Source organism: Microbacterium amylolyticum (assembly GCF_011046975.1).
In the GTDB taxonomy this organism is placed as follows: Bacteria; Actinomycetota; Actinomycetes; order Actinomycetales; family Microbacteriaceae; genus Microbacterium; species Microbacterium amylolyticum.
In genome coordinates this window covers 330473-349296 of record NZ_CP049253.1, presented here as the reverse complement: position 1 = coordinate 349296, position 18824 = coordinate 330473, and the positions used below count along the sequence as shown (strand labels likewise).

General features: G+C 63.9%; 14 protein-coding genes. 2 read left to right on the top strand and 12 right to left on the bottom strand.

The window, feature by feature from the left end:
- The 9 genes from dnaJ to G6N81_RS01750 form a co-directional block, all read right to left on the bottom strand.
- Positions 1–1113 carry a molecular chaperone DnaJ gene (gene dnaJ, locus G6N81_RS01790; RefSeq protein ID WP_165132288.1) on the bottom strand — a complete coding sequence of 371 codons (1113 nt, stop codon included), beginning with the start codon at positions 1111–1113 and terminating at the stop codon, positions 1–3.
- Positions 1114–1191: 78 nt separating this feature from the next.
- Complete coding sequence (hrcA, locus tag G6N81_RS01785) at positions 1192–2229, bottom strand: heat-inducible transcriptional repressor HrcA (protein ID WP_165132285.1); 1038 nt, start codon at positions 2227–2229, stop codon at positions 1192–1194.
- A gap of 84 nt (positions 2230–2313) precedes the next feature.
- Positions 2314–3534, bottom strand: coding sequence for a radical SAM family heme chaperone HemW (gene hemW / locus G6N81_RS01780; protein ID WP_165132282.1), 1221 nt, complete (start codon positions 3532–3534; stop codon positions 2314–2316).
- A complete protein-coding gene (locus G6N81_RS01775; protein WP_165132279.1) occupies positions 3534–4175 on the bottom strand; it encodes a DUF1990 family protein in 642 nt (213 codons plus the stop codon). Before G6N81_RS01775 ends, hemW begins: the two co-directional genes overlap by 1 nt.
- A 39-nt stretch (positions 4176–4214) precedes the next feature.
- A complete protein-coding gene (gene lepA, locus G6N81_RS01770; RefSeq protein ID WP_165132276.1) occupies positions 4215–6062 on the bottom strand; it encodes a translation elongation factor 4 in 1848 nt (615 codons plus the stop codon).
- 68 nt (positions 6063–6130) lie between these two features.
- Positions 6131–7804, bottom strand: a complete 1674-nt coding sequence (locus tag G6N81_RS01765) for an ABC transporter ATP-binding protein (RefSeq protein WP_165132273.1) — start codon at positions 7802–7804, stop codon at positions 6131–6133.
- Positions 7801–8877 (bottom strand): ABC transporter permease, encoded by a 1077-nt coding sequence (locus tag G6N81_RS01760; protein ID WP_165132270.1) that lies wholly within the window; start codon positions 8875–8877, stop codon positions 7801–7803. The genes G6N81_RS01765 and G6N81_RS01760 overlap by 4 nt, the downstream gene beginning before the upstream one ends.
- The gene (locus G6N81_RS01755; RefSeq protein ID WP_165132267.1) at positions 8874–10394 is read right to left on the bottom strand and encodes an ABC transporter permease subunit; all 1521 of its coding nucleotides are present in this window, start codon (positions 10392–10394) and stop codon (positions 8874–8876) included. The genes G6N81_RS01760 and G6N81_RS01755 overlap by 4 nt, the downstream gene beginning before the upstream one ends.
- Positions 10395–10496: 102 nt before the next feature.
- Positions 10497–12239, bottom strand: coding sequence for an ABC transporter substrate-binding protein (locus G6N81_RS01750; protein WP_338144001.1), 1743 nt, complete (start codon positions 12237–12239; stop codon positions 10497–10499).
- Positions 12240–12611: 372 nt separating this feature from the next.
- Between G6N81_RS01750 and G6N81_RS01745 the strand changes: the two genes are divergently transcribed.
- Both G6N81_RS01745 and rpsT read left to right on the top strand, forming a co-directional pair.
- On the top strand, positions 12612–14282 hold the full coding sequence (locus tag G6N81_RS01745; RefSeq protein ID WP_241245098.1) for an ABC transporter family substrate-binding protein: 1671 nt from the start codon (positions 12612–12614) through the stop codon (positions 14280–14282).
- A 149-nt stretch (positions 14283–14431) separates the two neighbouring features.
- The gene (rpsT, locus tag G6N81_RS01740; RefSeq protein ID WP_165132261.1) at positions 14432–14692 is read left to right on the top strand and encodes a 30S ribosomal protein S20; all 261 of its coding nucleotides are present in this window, start codon (positions 14432–14434) and stop codon (positions 14690–14692) included.
- Between the two features lie 119 nt (positions 14693–14811).
- Here the strand turns inward: rpsT and holA are convergent, their stop codons facing one another.
- From holA to G6N81_RS01725, 3 genes are read right to left on the bottom strand one after another with little or no spacing between them, the layout of a single operon-like run.
- Positions 14812–15849 (bottom strand): DNA polymerase III subunit delta, encoded by a 1038-nt coding sequence (gene holA / locus G6N81_RS01735; RefSeq protein ID WP_165132258.1) that lies wholly within the window; start codon positions 15847–15849, stop codon positions 14812–14814.
- A 29-nt stretch (positions 15850–15878) separates the two neighbouring features.
- Positions 15879–18152 carry a ComEC/Rec2 family competence protein gene (locus tag G6N81_RS01730; protein WP_165132255.1) on the bottom strand — a complete coding sequence of 758 codons (2274 nt, stop codon included), beginning with the start codon at positions 18150–18152 and terminating at the stop codon, positions 15879–15881.
- The gene (locus G6N81_RS01725) at positions 18149–18772 is read right to left on the bottom strand and encodes a helix-hairpin-helix domain-containing protein (protein ID WP_165132252.1); all 624 of its coding nucleotides are present in this window, start codon (positions 18770–18772) and stop codon (positions 18149–18151) included. Before G6N81_RS01725 ends, G6N81_RS01730 begins: the two co-directional genes overlap by 4 nt.
- Positions 18773–18824: the final 52 nt, after the last annotated feature.

The following is an 18824-nucleotide window of genomic DNA, read 5'->3' as shown; positions in this document are numbered from 1 at the left end:
TCAGGCTCCGCGGAAGCGGTCGCGCAGCTTGGAGAACAGGCCCTGCTGGTGCTCGGTCAGGCGGGGCTTGGGCGCCTTCGTGCGCTTGGCAATCTCTTCCAGAAGCTGACGGGTCTTGTGATCGACCTTCGTGGGCGTGACCACCTGCACGGCAACCCGCAGGTCGCCGCGGCGCTTGGACCGCAGGCCCGTGATTCCGCGCTCACTGATGCGGAGAACGTCGCCGGACTGCACACCAGCGCGAACCTCCAGGTCCACGGTGCCGTCGAGGCCATCGATCGATGTGGTGGTTCCGAGAATCGCGTCTGTCATCGACACTTCCAGGGTGGCGAACAGGTCGTCTCCGTCGCGGTCGAACACCGGATGAGGTTCTACCGTGATCTCCACGTAGAGGTCTCCGCGGGGTCCGCCCGCTGGGCCCACCTCGCCCGATCCGGGCAGCTGCAGGCGCAGGCCCGTTTCCACGCCGGCGGGAATGTCGAGGCCAACGGTGCGCCGCGAGCGCACCCGCCCCTGGCCGGCACACGCCGGGCACGGGCTCGGAATCGTCGTTCCGTAGCCCTGGCAGGCGCCACACGGCTGCTGCGTGACGACATTACCGAGCAGACTGCGCACCTGCCGCTGCACGTGACCAGATCCGCCGCAGATGTCGCAACGCTGGGGCTGCGTTCCCGGCTGGCAGCAGGAGCCCTGACAGGTTTCGCAGAGAACAGCCGTATCGATTTCGACATCGCGGTGTGTTCCGAAGACCACGTCAGCCAAGTCAAGCGAGACGCGAACCAGGGCGTCCTGTCCGCGTTCGCGCCGTGACCGTGGACGCCCTCCGCGGCCGCCTCCGCCGCCGGCTCCGAAGAACGCCTCGAAGACATCACCGAAACCGCCGAAACCGCCCCCGCCGAAGGAGCCTCCATCGTCACCAATATCGTAGCGACGACGCTGCTCAGGGTCGCTCAGCACCTCATAGGCATGGGTGACGCTCTTGAACTCCTCAGCCGCTTCGGGGCTGGGGTTCACATCGGGGTGAAGCTTACGCGCGAGCTTGCGGTACGCCTTCTTGATCTCGTCGCCGCTCGCCTCGCGAGAGACTCCGAGTACGTCATAGTGGTCTGCCACGGTCGCCTTTCCGCAGATGGGGCTGCGTCAGTCGTGTCTGCCTGTGTGATCTTGCTCTGCCCTTCCGGGGCAGAGCAACTAACGGGAATCGTCCTCGTCGAGAAGCCTCGTGAGGTACGTCGCAACGGCGCGAGCCGCCGCAAGATTACGGGAATAGTCCATGCGCGTGGGGCCCATGAGCCCGACTCTGGCCGAGCCGACCGCGGCGTCGTAGTCGCTCGCGATGAACGACGCCTCGCTCAGGCCAAATTCGGCGTTTTCGCGGCCGATGCTGGTTGCCAGGCCGTTTTCATCCGCTGCCATCTCGCTCATGAGGCGCAGAAGGGTGACCTGCTCTTCAATCGCTTCGAGAAGCGGGTGGATGCTTCCGCGGAAGTCACTACCGCGGCGCGCCAGCGTGGCGGTTCCGGCCATCACCAGGCGATTTTGGCGGAACTCGTCGAGTTCTTCGGCAACGGTGGAGAGGATGGCCGACATGACGTGATCCATCGCGGTGTGCGCGGTTGCTTGACGCTGAGCAGCCGCGGCAACCGCTCCGGCGGCATCCGAGGCGGGCAAGCCGAGAATGAGGGAGGATACGTGTGGACGGATCACGTCGAGCACTTCTTCATCGACGTCAACGGGAGCGACCGTGATGCGCTGGGACACGCGCCCCGTGTCCGTCACGAGGATGACGAGGATACGGCGGGGATCGAGGGCGACCAGCTGAACGTGCGTCACCGTCGCGCGCGCGAACGACGGGTATTGAACGAGCGCAACCTGTCCGGTGATCTGCGTCAGCAGCCGGACGGTACGCGCCAGCAGGTCATCAAGATCCGCGGGGTCAGCCAGGAAGGTCGAAATTGCTGATCGTTGCGCACGCGAGAGCGGACGGACCTCGGCAAGATGGTCGACGAATGCCCGGTACCCCTTATCGGTGGGAATTCGTCCGGACGAGGTGTGGGGCTGCGCGATGAGGTCTTCATCTTCCAGCATCGCCATATCGTTGCGGATCGTGGCCGCCGAAACACCGAAGGCGTGACGCTCGACGATGGACCTGCTGCCAACGGGCTCGTGCGTATCAACGTAGTCCTGGACGATGGCGCGCAGAACCTGAAGCCCTCGATCAGTCACCATGCGCGCTCCTTCCTGCTGGCACTCGGAGAGGTCGACTGCCAATTCTATCGCGCTCGCTGTGAGCGAGGTTATCGTGACGCGGCGCTAGACCGTGAGAGCACGAACGACCGCGTCAGCCAGGAGGCGTCCGGAACGCGTCAGCACGACGCGTCCTTTCACTGCGGAAGCGCCATCGACGAGGCCATCAGCGACGAGTCCGGCAACCGACCGCCGCGCATCGGACGATGGCAGATCAGAAACAGCCATTCCTTCGCGGATACGGGTTTCGAGAAGCACCCGCTCCAAGATCCGCTGTTGCGCATCCGGCGTCTCCCGGCCAGCCGCAGGAGAGTCGCCAAGCGACAGCCGCTGCGCATAGGCCGCAGGATGTTTCACATTCCACCAGCGCAGTCCCCCAATATGGCTGTGGGCGCCCGGTCCGAATCCCCACCAATCGAAACCGCGCCAGTAGGCGAGGTTATGCCGAGAGCGATGCCCGCTCCCCCGCGACCAGTTCGAGACTTCGTACCACTCATAGCCGCCGCCGGCGAGGAGGTCATCAGCAAGCTCGTACATATCGGCCTGCAGATCGTCGTCGGGAGCCGGAACCTGCCCCGCGCGGATCTGCCTGTGCAACTTCGTTCCCTCTTCGATAATGAGGGCGTATGCCGAGATGTGGTCGGGAGCGTAGGCGAGCGCTGCCTCCAGCGACGCTCGCCAGTCGTCAATCGACTCGCCGGGAGCGCCGTAGATCAGGTCCACCGACACATCGAGTCCTGCGTTTTTTGCGGCGGCGACCGCCGTGCCGACGTTCGCCGGTGTGTGCGTGCGATCGAGCGCGGCGAGAACGTGCGGAACCGCCGACTGCATTCCAACGGACAGTCGGGTCACGCCTGCTGCTGCAAGCTCATCGACGACACGGTCGGTGACAGTGTCGGGGTTCGCTTCTACCGTGATCTCTGCGTCGTCAGCCAGACCGAAGGCGCCACGCACTCCGTCCAGCATCCGCACCAGGTCGCCCGCGGGAAGAAGCGTCGGGGTTCCGCCGCCGAAGAACACCGTTTTCGCGGGGCGCTGTGTTCCGGCCTCCGCAAGGACGACGCGGGCGAGCGCGATCTCTTGGAGAACCGTATCCGCGTACTGATCTTGTCGCGTACCGCGCAGTTCTGTTGCCGTGTACGTGTTGAAATCGCAGTACCCACACCGCACACGACAAAACGGCACGTGAAGATACACGCCGAAGTCGGTGAGTTCATCCGTGCGAATGTGCGTGGGAAGCCTGCCGTCAGGCGGTGCCGGATCTCCGAGAGGAAGCGCGCCAGCCATTAGGCGAACAGTGGCGACACGGCGCGGTGATACGCCGCGTTCAGCGCCCGCCGGCGACGGCGAACCAGCTGACGGAAGGTTCGATAGGCCGCCGCGACGGGGATGTCGAAAGCGCGTACCTCGAACCAGACCTCGTCGTTCAGACGCCACTCAACGGAGAACTGCACCTCGCCCGAGACGAGCGTGGCGTCAACCGTTCCCAGGGCGAACGCGACGCGACGCGACTCCTCAGCGAGAAAGATCACGCGGTAGTCGCCATCCGTTCGCTTGCCCCTGGCGCGCCCCACGACATGCGCTGTCGCGCCCGGTGCGACGTAGGGAACCCCGTCTTCTGTGAAGCGCTGGCTGTCTTCGAGCTGCGATGGGGCAATCGGCTTGCCCTCCTCGTCAAAACTCACCCCCGTGTACCCGGGCCCTGCCGCGGGTCGCACATCGCTGAGCTCCAGCCCGGCCCCCGTGAGAACACGCCAGGAGAGGATGTCATCGATGGCCTTACGGAAACGTTCCTCTCCGCTGCCGATACGCCACTGATCGGCTGCGGGGATCGACTTCTCCGGTGGATACTGCAGCAGATCGGCCGCCTGTGAGGCGCCCACCGCTGCATAGTCGACCGTCTGATCTCGGAAGGTCGCCCTGCGCATGCTGTCAGCCTAACTGTCGCTGTGTGCGAAACCTGTTGGTCACTTGTCCTTGGACTCGACGTCGCCGGAGAGCGCCGCGATGAAGGCGTTCTGCGGAACCTCGACGCGTCCGACCATCTTCATCCGCTTCTTGCCCTCTTTCTGCTTCTCAAGCAACTTGCGCTTACGGCTAATGTCGCCGCCGTAGCACTTGGCAAGAACGTCCTTGCGGATGGCGCGAATGTTCTCGCGCGCGATGATGCGCGCACCGATCGCCGCCTGAATGGGCACCTCGAACTGCTGGCGAGGGATGAGTTTGCGCAAGCGCTCGGTCATCGTCGTTCCGTAGGCGTACGCATTGTCGCGGTGGACGATCGCGCTGAACGCGTCAACGCGGTCTCCCTGCAACAGAATGTCCACCTTGACCAGGTCAGCTGCCTCAGAGCCTGCGGGCTCGTAGTCGAAGCTGGCGTACCCCTGGGTGCGGCTCTTGAGCTGATCGAAGAAGTCGAAGACGATCTCTCCGAGAGGCATCGTGTACTTCAGCTCGACGCGGTTCTCCGACAGGTAGTCCATGCCCAGCAGCGATCCACGTCGGCTCTGGCAGAGCTCCATCACCGTCCCGACATAGTCCTTGGGCAGCAGAACCGATGCCTTGACGATGGGTTCTGTGACCTGTTCGATCTTGCCTTCCGGGTATTCGCTCGGGTTCGTAACGACGATCTCCTCGCCGTTCTCCGAACGCACCGTATACACAACGCTGGGCGCCGTGGTGATGAGGTCCAGATCGAACTCACGGCTGAGCCGCTCGGTGATGATCTCCAGGTGCAACAGGCCCAGGAATCCGCAACGGAACCCGAAGCCGAGCGCTACCGATGTCTCGGGCTCGTAGACAAGAGCCGCGTCCGAGAGCTTCAGCTTGTCGAGCGCCTCGCGGAGCGACGTGTAGTCGCTGGCATCAATCGGGTACAGGCCGGAGTACACCATGGGTTTGGGCTCGACGTAACCCGTCAGCGCGGTTTCCGCGGGCTTACGGTGGTCGGTGACCGTATCACCCACCTTCGACTGACGCACGTCCTTGACGCCTGTGATGAGATACCCCACCTCGCCAACTCCGAGGCCATTCGACGGGTGTGGCTCCGGGCTGGAAACACCGATCTCGAGAAGCTCGTGCTGCGCGCGGGTCGACATCATCTGGACGCGCTGACGCGGGGCCAGAGAGCCATCGATCATGCGCACATAGGTGACGACGCCGCGGTAGGCGTCGTACACCGAGTCGAAGATCATCGCACGCGCGGGAGCATCCGGGTCGCCGACGGGAGCGGGGATGTCCGACACGATGCGGTCGAGAAGATCTTCCACACCCGCACCGGTCTTGCCCGAAACGCGCAGAACGTCGTCGGGCGAACCGCCGATCAGATCGGCAAGCTCCTTCGCGAATCGTTCCGGGTCGGCCGCCGGCAGATCGATCTTGTTCAAGACCGGGATGATCGTGAGGTCGTTCTCCAGCGCGAGGTACAGATTCGCGAGCGTCTGGGCCTCAATGCCCTGCGCGGCGTCGACGAGAAGAACCGCGCCTTCGCAGGCGGCAAGAGAGCGGGAAACTTCGTAACTGAAGTCGACGTGTCCCGGCGTGTCGATCATGTTCAGAGCAAACGTGTCGCCGTTCAGCTCCCACGGAATGCGCACGGCCTGGCTCTTCACGGTGATACCGCGCTCGCGCTCGATATCCATCCGGTCCAGGTACTGCGCGCGCATCTCGCGATCCGCGACAACGCCGGTGTACTGCAACATCCGATCGGCCAGGGTGGATTTTCCATGGTCGATGTGCGCAATGATGCAGAAGTTTCTGATGCGCTCCGGCGGCGTTGCGGCGGGAGCGAGCGTCTGAGAGGAGCGGGGCGACATATTCAGGCCATTCTACGTGACGGCGGCCCCGCACCCGGGAAGGGTGCGGGGCCGCCGTCGAATATTGATCAGTCCTGGGCGAGAAGCAGGCGACGCGCCTCACGGCGCACACGCTGAGCTTCCGGATCCGGAACGGGAGCCGCTGCCAGAAGGCGCTTGGTGTACTCCTCCTGCGGGTGGTGCAGAACACGCGATGACGATCCCTGCTCCACCTGGCGACCATCCTTCATCACGAGAACGCGATCGGCGAGGTGATCGACGACGGCCAGATCGTGGCTAACGAACAGACAGGCAAAGGCGTACTCTGCCTGCAATTCGCGGATCATTTCGAGAACCGCGGCCTGAACGGACACATCGAGCGCAGACGTCGGCTCATCGGCGATCAGCAGAGCCGGCTTGAGCATCAGCGACCGAGCAAGCGAGATGCGCTGGCGCTGACCCCCAGACAGCTCATGCGGATAGCGGTTGACGACGTCCCGCGGGAGCCTCACCGCATCGAGGAGTTCCGCGGCGCGCGCCATACGCGATGCCTTGTCCCCCACCTTGTGAATCACCATCGGCTCGATCAGGATGTCGCCGATCGGGAAACGCGGGTTCAGCGAAGCGGCAGGGTCCTGGAAAACGACGCCGATATGGCGACGCACCTTCTTCGACTGGCGCCGCGACAGCTTCGCCAGGTCCTTGCCGTGCACCATCAGGGAACCGGACGCTACGGGAATCAGCCCGAGAACGGCCTTCGCAATGGTCGACTTCCCCGAACCCGACTCGCCGACGACACCGAGAATCTCGTCTTTGGCAAGCTCGAACGAGACGTCTTCAACGGCGCGGAACCGACGACCACGCATCCGATACTCAATGGCGAGGTCGCTTGCCTCGAGCACCAGATCGCGCTGCGGTAGCGCCTGGGTGACGGGAGGAGCATCGTTTCCTGTTACCTGGATGTTCTCCAGGCGAGGAACGGAATCGAGCAGCTTCTGCGTGTACGGGTGCTGCGGGTTGGTGAGCACATCCTTCACGTCGCCCGTTTCGACGATCCGGCCCCGGTACATCACGGCAACGCGATCGGCGAGGTCGGCGACGACGCCCATGTTGTGTGTGATGAGGAGGATGCCCGAGTCGAGGTCATCCTTGAGGTTCCTCAGCAGGTCGAGAATCTCGGCCTGCACCGTGACGTCGAGCGCTGTTGTCGGTTCGTCGGCGATGATCGCGCGAGGTTGCAACGCGATGGCCATGGCAATGACGATGCGCTGGCGCTGACCGCCAGAGAACTGGTGCGGATACTGCGCGATGCGCTTGGCCGCGTCAGGAATACCGACCAGCTCAAGCATCTCGAGCGCCTTCGCCTTGGCCTCCGCGCCGTACGCCACGTCATGCAGTTCGAACACCTCGACGAGCTGGCGTTCGACCGTGAGGACCGGGTTTAGGGCCGTCATGGGCTCCTGGAAGATCATCGCGACCTCCGTCGCGCGCATCTTCCGCACCTTCTCGGAGTCCAGCCCAACCACGTTGGTGCCGCCAACGCGCACCTCACCCGTGACGACGGCATTGTCCGGGAGCAATCCCATCGCGGTCGTCGACGTCACGGACTTGCCCGATCCTGACTCGCCAACGAGCGCTACGACTTCGCCGCGCCCGACCTCGAGAGACAGCCCCTTGACGGCGTGAACGAGCCCACTCTCGACGTGGAACTTCACGTCGAGATCCTGGAAACTCAGCGCCAGGTCCTTCTGTTCCACACTCATGCGGTGACCTCCTTGGCGCGCTGCAGACGCTCCCGCCAGGTGAGGCGGAGCTTGCGGGTCTGGCGAGGATCAAACGCATCGCGTAGCCCGTCGCCGATGAAGTTGATGCTGAGGGCGACGGCAAGGATCACCATGCCGGGGAACCAGAACAGCCATGGCCGGTTCGTAAAGGCGCCCTGGTACTGCGAGATCAGAAGACCCAGCGACGTTTCCGGAGCCTGAACACCAAATCCCAGGAAGCTCAGCGTGCTTTCGAGGAGGATGGCCGCGGCGATCGAGAACGTTGCGTTCACAACAATGACACCGACCGTGTTCGGCAGCAGGTGGCGGAAGATAATCCGCAGTGGTCCCGCACCCATCGACTGGGCGGCACCGACGAACTCGCGCTCGCGCAGCGACAGGACTTCACCACGAACGAGTCGGGCAAGACCGGTCCAGGTGAGGAGACCGAGCAAAAGCGCGAGCATCAAAACGCCCTCTTGCTGACTCGCCATCTGGCCGACAAGCGCGGCCAGCAGCAGCAGAGGTACGACGATGACGACGTCGGTCATTCGCATGATGACGGAGTCGACCCAGCCACGGAAGTAACCGGCAACCGCACCGAGTACAGCCCCGATTGTGGTCGCGACAATGCCCACGACGAATGCGATCGTCAGGGAACGCTGTGCGCCCACCATGACGAGTGCGAAATAGTCACGGCCCGTTGTGTTCTGGCCGAAGGGATGTTCGCCGATACGGATGCCTTCACCGCCGAGCCAGGTGGGAATCAGGCTCAGAGTCGGAGCGCCGCCGTTGATAACCGGGCCTGTCGCCCGGTAGTCCTTGTCCCACCATCCCGGGATGGATCCGATGCCCACCGAGGTGATGGCAAGAATCGTGATTCCGACGAGCACCACCAGGGAGATCATCGCTGGCTTGTGACGAAGGAAGCGCCGAATAATCAGTTGGCCCTGCGACCGCGAGGGGGCTCCCTTTCGCAGCGCGGCGTCTTCTGCCTCTGCCAGGTCAAAGACGTCCGTTGACGTGGTGTTCGTCGACACGGACTTGTCGGTTCCGTTGTTGTCGGTACTCATACCCTGATCCTCGGGTCCAGGACGGCGTAGAAAATATCCGCCAGCATGTTGAAGATGATCGCCGCAAGCCCCGTCACGAGGAAGAAGGCCATGATCGGGTTCGGATCGGCCAGATGGATGCCCGTTGCGAACATCTCGCCCATGCCCTTCCACCCGAAGACCTGCTCGGTGACCACGGCGCCGCCGATGAGGCTGGCGAAGTCAAAAGCCGCAATCGTCGTGATGGGAATGAGGGCGTTGCGGAAGGCGTGACGGAAAATCACGATGCGCTCGGGAGCACCCTTGGCGCGTGCCGTGCGGATGTAATCCTGACGGTTGACCTCGAGCATCGATGTCCGCGTGTAGCGGCTGTAGGACGCCAACGAGATCAAGGTCAGCAGCAACGTCGGCAGCATCAGCTGGGTGCCGTGGTCGAGCGCCACTTGCCAGAAGTTTCCGGAGAAGTTCGGCGTGTGAGAACCGATGGTCGCGATCGGACGAGGCTTCATGCCGAGGAAGCTGGACCAGTTGCGTAGAACATGGTCGATGACGGTCAGCGCGGCTCCTATAACCGATGTGGTGATCGAGACGCCAATGGCAATCGTCCGGTATCGGCCGCCAAGGAAGTGGCCGATACCCCAGGGAATGACAACGGCGAAGATCAGCCCGATCAGCATGATCATCCAGTTCATGTAGTACACGAACACGTTGAACAGGGCGATCTGCAAGATGCTCACGAGCGCTGCGGAGATGAGTGCCGGGAGCAGAACCTGCTTCGCGCGCAGTCCCACCGTCATGGTTGTCGACAGCACAGCAACGGCGAACGTCAGCGCGGCAACGCCGACCCAGCCCAGCTGCGGGTTCCGGAAGGCATCGATTGCGACGAGAACGGGGAGCGCCACGGCGAAGAACACCGTGGTGACAGCGAATGTGGCGGCCCTCCGTCTGAGTGATCCTGCGAGGATTACCTGCATCAGGAACCCCGCGATCACCGCGATCACACCGACTTGAAGGGGTGAGAACGACGGATCTCGCATCCAGTTGTTGTATCCGATCGCCAGGTACTCCTTCAGGAGAACGGCGGCCCAGAACACGGGGAGCGAGAAGAACAGGAACGTCAGGAACGAGACGGTGTAGTCCAGCCCCGAGTACTGACGGACGGCCGTCAGAATACCGATCGCGATGCCGACAACGATCGCGATGAAGGTTGCGAGCACGACGAGCCGCAGCGTCGATGATGCGGCCGCGCCGAGAACGTGGGTGACTTCCTGTCCCACGCGGTTCTGGCCGAGGTCGCACTGGCCGATGACGCAGCCGGACACACCTCGAAGCCAGAGGAAGTAGCGCTGGTACCAGGGCAGGTCCAGGTTGAGCATGGCGACGCGCTGTTCGATCAGCGTGTCGCGGTTCGGGTCATTGCTCTCACGAAGATCGAAGAGCGGGTCGCCAGCATTGATGGCGAGAACAAATACGAGGAGAGACGACGCCAGCATGATGCCGACGGCGGCGATCAATCTCCTCACGATAAATGTGAGCACGTGTGTTACCTCTGAGCGGAAACGACGCGGGTGCGAGTGTGTGGCCCGGCTCCTCGCGGAGCCGAGCCACACACTCAGTTACCCAGCTTGGTCAGGGCCGAATTACTCGGCGCGGTGCCAGGCGTATGCGTTCCAGCTGATGCCGCCCTGGGTTGCCGTCGGAATGACGTTCTCGATGTCGCTTGCCGCGGCGTCAACGCCGGGGTGCGCGAAGAGCGGAATTCCGTGCAGCGAGTCCCACAGCTCCTTCTCGATGATCTTCGTCTGCTCGAGCTGAACGTCCTCGTCGAGCGACACGATCAGCTTCGACCAGGCTTCGTCCACCGTTTCGTTGGAGTACTTGCCGAAGTTCTGCGGCTTGCCCGTGGCGTAGATGTTCTCACCCGAGGTGATCTGGCCCGATCCGGCCCAGGCGAACAGCGCGACCTCATAGTCACCGCGGTCCATCACGCCGCCCTCAGCGAAGAACTCTTCGCTTCCGCCGTCGATGATGTTGAAGCCGGCCTGGTCACAGGACGCCTTGATCAGCTCGACCTGCTCGCTGCGGCGGGGGTTCGGTGCCTGGTAGCCGATGCGAACGTCCAGGTTGTCGGCGCCGGACGCGTCGAGCAGCGCTGCGGACGCGTCGATGTCGACCTCGTCGTAGCGGCCGTCATACGAGAAGTCGGTGACCTCTGCGTAGTCGTCCTGGAAGGGGAAGACCTCGCGGGCGTTCATGACCTGAGCATCGGGGTTGATCGGTGCGATCAGGGTGTCGATGATCTGCTGGCGCGGAACGCAGAGGGCGAATGCCTCGCGCAGCTCCAGGTCGTCTGCGAAGAGCCCACCGTCGATGAAGTTGAAGTCGAGGTGTTCCCATGTGAGCGTGTCGCGCTGGTAGGTGGTGACGCCGTCCATTGCGCTCAGCTGAGCAAGCGTGTCGACGGTCGGCTGCGGGCCGATCACGTTGACGTCACCGTTGTCCAGCGCCTGAGGCATTGCGTCATCGGCGACGAATCGCACGATGAGCTCATCGTTCTGGGGGCCGAAGTCTGAACCGTAGTAGCTCTCGTTGGCGGTCAGCGTGACGGACTCGCCTGCTGCCCACGACGTGATGGTGTAGGGGCCGGACGCGGGGATCAGCTCAGCATCGGGGAGTGTTCCCGTTGCCGAGTTCCACCCGGTGTTCCAGAACTCTGCGGCGTCGGCAATCGCGTCGCTGTCGCCAGCGAGAATCGCTTCGGCGAGCTCGGTCGTCGACATGCCCGCCTGCTCCGCAACGATGTGCGCGGGCTCGCTGAGCCACGTCTGCAGGCGCCAGTCGGGGTTCGGGTCGGCGTACTCCACCGTGAAGCTCTTGCCGTCGACATCACCCTGAGGTCCAGCAGGAACTTCGTCACCGAGACCCACCGACACCGAGTTGAACAGCGGCTCTCCATCGAGCTCGAGGTTCGGGTTCTGTGTGCCCCATGCCAGGACCGAGTCAGCCACCGTGATCGGCGTGCCGTCAGACCAGACGGCGTTGTCGTTGATCGTGTACTCGATGACCATCGGGTCGTCGCTGACGAGCTCATAGGAGCCCAGGTCAGTGTTCATCTCGATCTCACCCTCAGGGCCGAAGTACGAGAACCCGATGAGCACCTGGTCGAGAATGACCGAGTTGTAGGTGTTGTAGGTGGAGGGAATTCGGCCGTTGTAACCGGCGAATTCAACTGCTCCGCGCGTCAACGAGATCGACTGCGAGACGGTGCTCCCGCCGCCTTCCGAACCGTTGTCGCCGTCGGTGCCCGCCTCGGGCGGCGCGCACGCCGAGAAGACGAGAGCTGCTGCGGCCGAAGCCGCGACTGCTGCTGTGATGCGCCTCATACGCATAATGGGTGCTCCTTTTGTGTTGGGGTGTCGGGATCGCCGATATCCTCACGTGCGCGGTTCGCGCCCGTAAGGGTGCTGTTGCTGGGTACGGCGGCCAGGTTCTCTGGTAGTCCCACACACGACATCGGAGTCTTGCACACGGCATGTTCCCTGTGTGTTACCGGGCGATATCCCGTTATCGAACCGTGGTGATGCGCAGGTGTGAATGTAGCTTGTTCACAATGAAGAACGGGGAACAGTGAGACAAATTTGGCGTAAGTCACCAGTGACCGGCGTGTCGCACCTCGTGCCGTGCACCAGATGCCCAGCGATCGGCGGCAAGATCGGGGAAACCCCGCTCGAGAGGAGTCCCCACCGGTGAGGACTATGCCCCACATCGCCGCGCTCGTGGCGTTCCTCCTCGTCGCCGCGGGTTGTTCCCCAGCGGATGATGCGCTCCCGCTCGAGACAGCCACCGTGAGCGGCGCCGACTACAACCCTGTTGACCGCTCACGGTTGCAGCGCGGTGGTGAAGTGGTCTGGCCCGTTGAGGAGATCCCCCCGCAGCTGAACCCGCTGCACGCCGAGGCGACGGGTGATACGAGCCGCATCTGGAACTGGTTCAGCCCACAGCTCATCCTCATGACGCCCGATGGCGAGGCATACGCCAATCCCGCTTATTTGTCCGAGTGGACAAACAGCATTGTCGACGGCAAGCGCGAGCTCAGGATCACGTTTCAGGACCAGGCCGCATGGAATGACGGCACGCCGATGACGTGGGAATCAATTCGGCTCACGTGGATCGCGCAATCGGGACGCGACGATGCGTTCCGGGCGCGCACAACCGATGGCTACGCCAAAATCGAGTCCGTTGAGCAGGGCCCGACGCCCCGCACGGCCGTCGTGACGTTCGAGGACGAGTACCCGTGGGTGGGCGGCATGTTCTGGGACATCCTGCACCCGGATGTGAATTCCGCTGAGGCATTCAATACGGCGTACGACGGGGAACCACACCCGGAATGGGGAGCGGGCCCGTACACGATCTCTTCCTCCAGCACGGACGCGATCACTCTCGTTCCGAATGAGAAGTGGTGGGGCAACGAACCCCTGCTCGATGCGATCACGTTCCAGCGGATGGACGCTGTCGCCGCGTTGAACGCCTTCCGTGGGGGCGAACTCGATGCCGTGCGAACGGGGTCAGCAGACAGCCTCGCGCAGGTCGCCGACATGGACGACGTCACGACGTATCGGGCGCAGCGCGTGGAGACTACGCTGCTGCAGCTCAATTCCGATCACACCGCTCTCTCGGATCTCGCTGTGCGCAGAGCAATCATGCACACCGTTGATCGCAACGCGATCGCACAGACGGTGTGGGAGGGGCTGAACTTCGCGGAGGAAACACCGGGATCGTTCATCCTCTATCCGTTCCAGGAGGGCTATGAGGACTCGCTCTCCGCCTCCGGGTGGCGCCACGACATCCTCACGGCCGCAACAACACTGCACGAGGCCGGATGGCTTCTGGGGTCGGACGGCTACCGGTACCGAGACAACGAACGCTTGTCTTTGCGGCTTCCGATTTTCGGAAGCGACCCGTCGATCGAAAACCGTGCGCGCATGCTGCAGCGCCAGCTGGCGGGCGTCGGTGTCGAGGTCGTCATCGATCAGCGACGTCAGGACGAATTGTCGACGACCTTCGCGGCGAAGGACTGGGACGCGATCATTCTGGCGTTCACGTCGAGCGATCCCTATGGCGTCGCCTGGATCTGCCAGCTCTACTGTTCCGAGAGCACACTGAATCTCACGGGAACCGGGTCTGCCGATATTGATGAGCGCATCTCCGACGTTCTCTCCCTTCCGACAGAGGCCCTGCAGACGGCCACGGGCATCGAGTTAGAAGCGGAGATCATGGCGGAGACCTGGGGGCTTCTCCCCCTGTACTCCGGGCCCGAAATCTGGACAGTGAGGACGGGGCTCGCCAATCTCACGCCTGAGCCCTACACCGGCCTCGACCTGTTCGGCGTCCAACCGGTTGAAGACGTGGGATGGCTCGCACGGTGACACGATCCGCGCTCTCATGTTTCTCGCCGCCGGCCTGCTAGTATTGGTCTTTGGCTTGCAGCGGGTTCCCACACCCGCACTTGTCGACGGCAGCCCCTCTACTGCTCGACGACATCATCCGAAGCACACCTGAACGAAAGTTTCCCAAAGTGGCAAACATCAAGTCGCAGATCAAGCGCATCAAGACCAACGAGAAGGCTCGCGAGCGCAACCGCATCGTCAAGAGCGAGCTCAAGACGCTCGTCCGTGCGACGCGCGAGGCTATCGCAGCCGGCGACAAGGAGGCCGCCGAGAAGGCGTTCGCCAAGGCGTCCAAGAAGCTCGACAAGGCTGCGGGCAAGCTCGTGATTCACAAGAACCAGGCGGCGAACCGCAAGTCGGCTCTCGCTGCTAAGATCGCCGCTCTCTGAGCGACGTTTTTCTGCGAAGGCCCACCCCTTTTTGGGGTGGGCCTTCGTCGTTCACGGACGGTGGCGGTGCACCCGATCAGGGTGGGACAGAAACGGTGGCCTGTTTCCGCGCTATCAGTTCAGGACGGCGCCCCGTAAGGGGCACGCGTGGAGACAACGGTGACCATACGCTCGAGTGCGAACAATGGATCGCGCGACGCGCCCTTGACTTCTGAGTCAGCCCGCGCGACCGACTGAATAGCGAGCCCGAGCGATTTCTCGCTCCATCCGGCCTGCAGGTCGCGGCGTGCACGATCCACCTGCCAATCGGTCATCTTCAGCTCTTGCGCAATCTGCCGTGACGACCCGCGCTGTCCGGCCACCTTCGCCATCGTGCGTAGCTTCATCGCGAACGCGGCCACGAGGGGCACGGGGTCTGCCCCGGAGTCGAGCGCGTTGCGCAACGAAATGAGCGCTGGTCCATAGTCGCCGGCGATCGCATGGTCGGCGACGTCGAATGCCGTTGCTTCGACGCGGCCGCCGTAGTAGCGGTCGATGATCTTCTCATCGATGTCGCCATCGATGTCTTGGATGAGCTGCTGACAGGCCGCGGCGAGCTCGGCAAGATCGCCGGAAAAGGCCTGAACGAGTGTGCCCAGCGCACGCGGGCTGATGCGACGGCCCGCGTGCTGGAATTCTCCGGCTGCGAATTGCTCGCGATCACGGTCGTACTTGATGGCCTGGCACGCCACCTCCACACCGCCGCCTGTTCCTGATCGGATGGCGTCGAGGAGCTTTTTGCCGCGAACGCTGGCTCCGGTATGACGCAACACCACGGTCGCGCCGTCTTGTGGAGCGGCGACATAGGCGAGCGCTTCCTGCAGAAATGCGTCAGAGCATTTCTCGACGCCACCGACGCGCACGAGCCGTGGCTCGCCGAACAACGACGGTGAGGTGACCGCGAGAAGCGAGCCGGCGGTGTAGTCATCGGCTCGAATGTCGGTGACTTCGAGAGCGGGGTCCTGGTCGCGCAGCTGCGCGCGAATCGACGAGGTCGCCCGCTCGGCGCAGACTTCTTCGGGGCCGGAGATGAGAACGATCGGCGCTGGCTTCGGGTTTCGCCAGGGAAGCTGCGCAATCGCGGTCTTTTTCGGTGTCGATCGACGCGGTGCGGCCATTCTTCCAGCGTACCGGCGACCTCTGCGATTCATCCGTGCTCCCGCCACAGCGAAAGCCCGTCGTCGATGATCGCGACGAGCACGAGGCCGTCCTCGTCGCTTCGGCCGATGAGCGTCCCCGTGCGGGCGAGCATCTCCAGAACATCGGGGTGCGGATGTCCATACGAGTTCTCCCCCACGCCGATGAGGGAAATGGGCGCTGAGATGGTCTCGTAGAGCGCGTCAAGCTGGTCGCGCGATCCGTGGTGCGCCACCTTCACAACGTCATAGGGGCCGGCCACCGCGCCCGCTCCGGCGAGCACGCGTTGCGGCGCCTCACCGAGATCGCCGAGCAGGAGCGTGCGGGGCACCTCGCCACCGCCGATGTCGATCACGAGGCTGGTGGCGTTTCCCGCGTCGAAACCCGTGCCGCCGTTTCGTGGCCACACGATGCGCCACACCGCATCGCCCAGGGTTCCCGCCATCCCCGCTTCCCCTTCCCTCACCTCGCCCGCACCGAGAACGTCGAGTGACGGGACATCGGCGTCATCATCCGTCGGCCCATACACAACGGTGTCAACACGACCGGCGATGACCTCGACTGCCCCGACATGGTCATGATCGAAATGGGTGAGAAAGGCAATATCGACGTGATCGACACCGAGTTTTGCAAAACACGTGCTGAGAGCCTCGGGCTCAGGTCCGGTGTCGATGAGAGCGACTCTGCCGGCCGAGCGCACGACGATCGCATCGCCCTGTCCGACGTCGCAGAGCGCAATCGCCCAGTCACGTGGGGTCGTCAGCGGCGCAACAACGGACTCGAGAGCGACCTTGCCCGCCATCACACCAATGATGAGAGCCAGGGCGCCTGACGAGACGGCGCGAACGAGACGCGATAGACGCCCGCGGCGAAGAGGAATGATCGCGATCGTTGTCAGCGCACCGATCAACACAAGAGCCGAGAACCCCCACCATCCAACGCTTCCGTCGACAGACGCCATCGGAAGGCTCGAAAAGGTCAGCGCAGTGTGAGCGATCCAGGCCGATGGCAACCAGGCGATGGCGGCGACGCCGTAGGAGAAAACAGGAATCGGTTGTGTGATGCACGCGAGGAAACCCAGCACCGTCGCGATGGGCGCCGCGGGAGCAGCGATCATGTTCGCCGGAACGCTTAGAAGAGGAACCTCCGGGGCGAAAAGCAGAACGATGGGCTGACACGCCAGCTGCGCGGCGAGCGGAACGGCGATCCCCAAAGCAAGGGCGCGTGGCATCCACCGGCGCAGCCCGCTCGCCAGGGGTTCCGCGAGAAGGAGAAGCGCCGCCGTAGCGACAGACGACAGCAGAAACGGGTAGGACGCGGCTAGCCAGGGATCGGAGCAGATCAACACGGTGATGGCCACAGACAACACCGCAACTCCCGCGCCCGCTCGCCCGAGGAGGAGGGCGAGCATCGCAACGGCCGCCATTGTCGCCGCCCGCAGCACACTCTCTTCCGGCGTCACGATGACGACGAAGAATACGAGCGCCCCGAGGGCGACGACAACGCGCACCCATCGTCTGGCTCCCACAGCCGCGCAGATCGCAAAGGCAATGCCCACCACGAGCGCGCAGTTACTGCCGGATACGGCCGTCAGGTGGCTAAGCGAGGAGATAATCATCGCCTCGTGCATGTCCTCGCTGACGCCGCTCGTCTCCCCCACGGACAACCCCGGCAAAAGGCCCGCTGCCGGGTCGGGAAGCCCCGCAACCACGTCGTTGACGAATCCGCGGCGAAGCGATGTCGACGCGGCAAAGAGGTGCGGAGGGGGTTCCGCCACCTCGATGTGTGTTGCGCGAAGGGCGACAACCGCCCCGTCACCACGGCCCGTCGCATCGACACGGCCCGTTACCCGCACAACGGCGCCGAGGTCGAGGCCGTCGGACGCGGCGGAGTCCGTTCGCCACGTGACGCGCACGGGGACGACGCCTCCGGGTGTGTCAATGTCCCCCGTGAACCACAGCATCCCGCCGCCCGGTTCGACCTTGCTGTCCACGCGAACCACGTGGTCTGTCACACGGTCACCCAGGTACTCGGCCGCCGCAACGCGACCGGGTTCGGCAAGGGCCACATGGCTGGCCGCCACTGCTCCGGCCACACAGGCCACTGCGATGAGAGCTGCGCCATGGGATCTGCGCGCCCTCAGTGCGACGCCGACCGCTGCCAGCGACGCCGTCCAGCAGGCAACGGCGATAAATCCGGAGATGTTCGGGAGAAGGACGCTGATCAAAGCAATTGCGGCGCAGGAAACGACAACGGGGAGCATCCGCAGATCGCGCGCTCTCATACACGGGCCCGCTCGCGCAGCCCTTCAAGCACTTTCGGCCCGATTCCTGACACCATCAGCAGGTCGTCGACGGATTCGAACCGGCCCTCCGCCGTGCGCCAGGCGATGATCCGCTCCGCCAGCGCGGGCCCAACTCCAGGAAGTGTTTCGAGGGCACCGGCATCCGCAGAGTTGAGGTCGATAGCAGCTCGGGAGCCCGCCGCATCGCCAGAAACGGCCTCGGCCGGCGGCAGCTGTTCCCCCTCAGCGGGAACATGCAGGAGCTCACCATCGACGAGAACGCGCGCGAGGTTCACTCCCGCGTGCGCCGCTACCTCTGCCAGCCCTCCGGCAGCAGCGATCGCATCGACCACACGGTCGCCTTCTGCGAGAACGTATAGCCCCGGCTCCATCACCGCCCCGGAAACATGGACGTAGACCTCGTCGTCACCGAGAGGATCCGGCGCGGGTGTGGCGAACGTGAGCGGTGTCTCCGCGATCGTTTCTGCCGGGGTCGCGGTGGCTCGCCACGCCCCAATGGCCACCGTGACGCCCATTCCGACCAGGAGCAGCACGATCGCCGCTCCGACCCCTACCCGCAGGCGCGCAGACGCCGCCTGCCCCGCTTCGTGTTCGCCCATGCGCACGACGCTAGAGACGCTGAGGGCCGCGCGTTCGTTCAGAACGCGCGGC

What these genes read in the sequence shown, in the direction of transcription:
- G6N81_RS01760 (WP_165132270.1), bottom strand. Translation starts at nt 8,877, where the DNA reads ATGAGTACCGACAACAACGGAACCGACAAGTCCGTGTCGACGAACACC.
- G6N81_RS01750 (WP_338144001.1), bottom strand. Translation starts at nt 12,239, where the DNA reads ATGAGGCGCATCACAGCAGCAGTCGCGGCTTCGGCCGCAGCAGCTCTC.
- G6N81_RS01725 (WP_165132252.1), bottom strand. Translation starts at nt 18,772, where the DNA reads ATGGGCGAACACGAAGCGGGGCAGGCGGCGTCTGCGCGCCTGCGGGTA.
- G6N81_RS01765 (WP_165132273.1), bottom strand. Translation starts at nt 7,804, where the DNA reads ATGAGTGTGGAACAGAAGGACCTGGCGCTGAGTTTCCAGGATCTCGAC.
- lepA (WP_165132276.1), bottom strand. Translation starts at nt 6,062, where the DNA reads ATGTCGCCCCGCTCCTCTCAGACGCTCGCTCCCGCCGCAACGCCGCCG.
- hemW (WP_165132282.1), bottom strand. Translation starts at nt 3,534, where the DNA reads ATGGCTGGCGCGCTTCCTCTCGGAGATCCGGCACCGCCTGACGGCAGG.
- hrcA (WP_165132285.1), bottom strand. Translation starts at nt 2,229, where the DNA reads ATGGTGACTGATCGAGGGCTTCAGGTTCTGCGCGCCATCGTCCAGGAC.
- holA (WP_165132258.1), bottom strand. Translation starts at nt 15,849, where the DNA reads ATGGCCGCACCGCGTCGATCGACACCGAAAAAGACCGCGATTGCGCAG.
- G6N81_RS01730 (WP_165132255.1), bottom strand. Translation starts at nt 18,152, where the DNA reads ATGAGAGCGCGCGATCTGCGGATGCTCCCCGTTGTCGTTTCCTGCGCC.
- G6N81_RS01745 (WP_241245098.1), top strand. Translation starts at nt 12,612, where the DNA reads ATGCCCCACATCGCCGCGCTCGTGGCGTTCCTCCTCGTCGCCGCGGGT.
- G6N81_RS01775 (WP_165132279.1), bottom strand. Translation starts at nt 4,175, where the DNA reads ATGCGCAGGGCGACCTTCCGAGATCAGACGGTCGACTATGCAGCGGTG.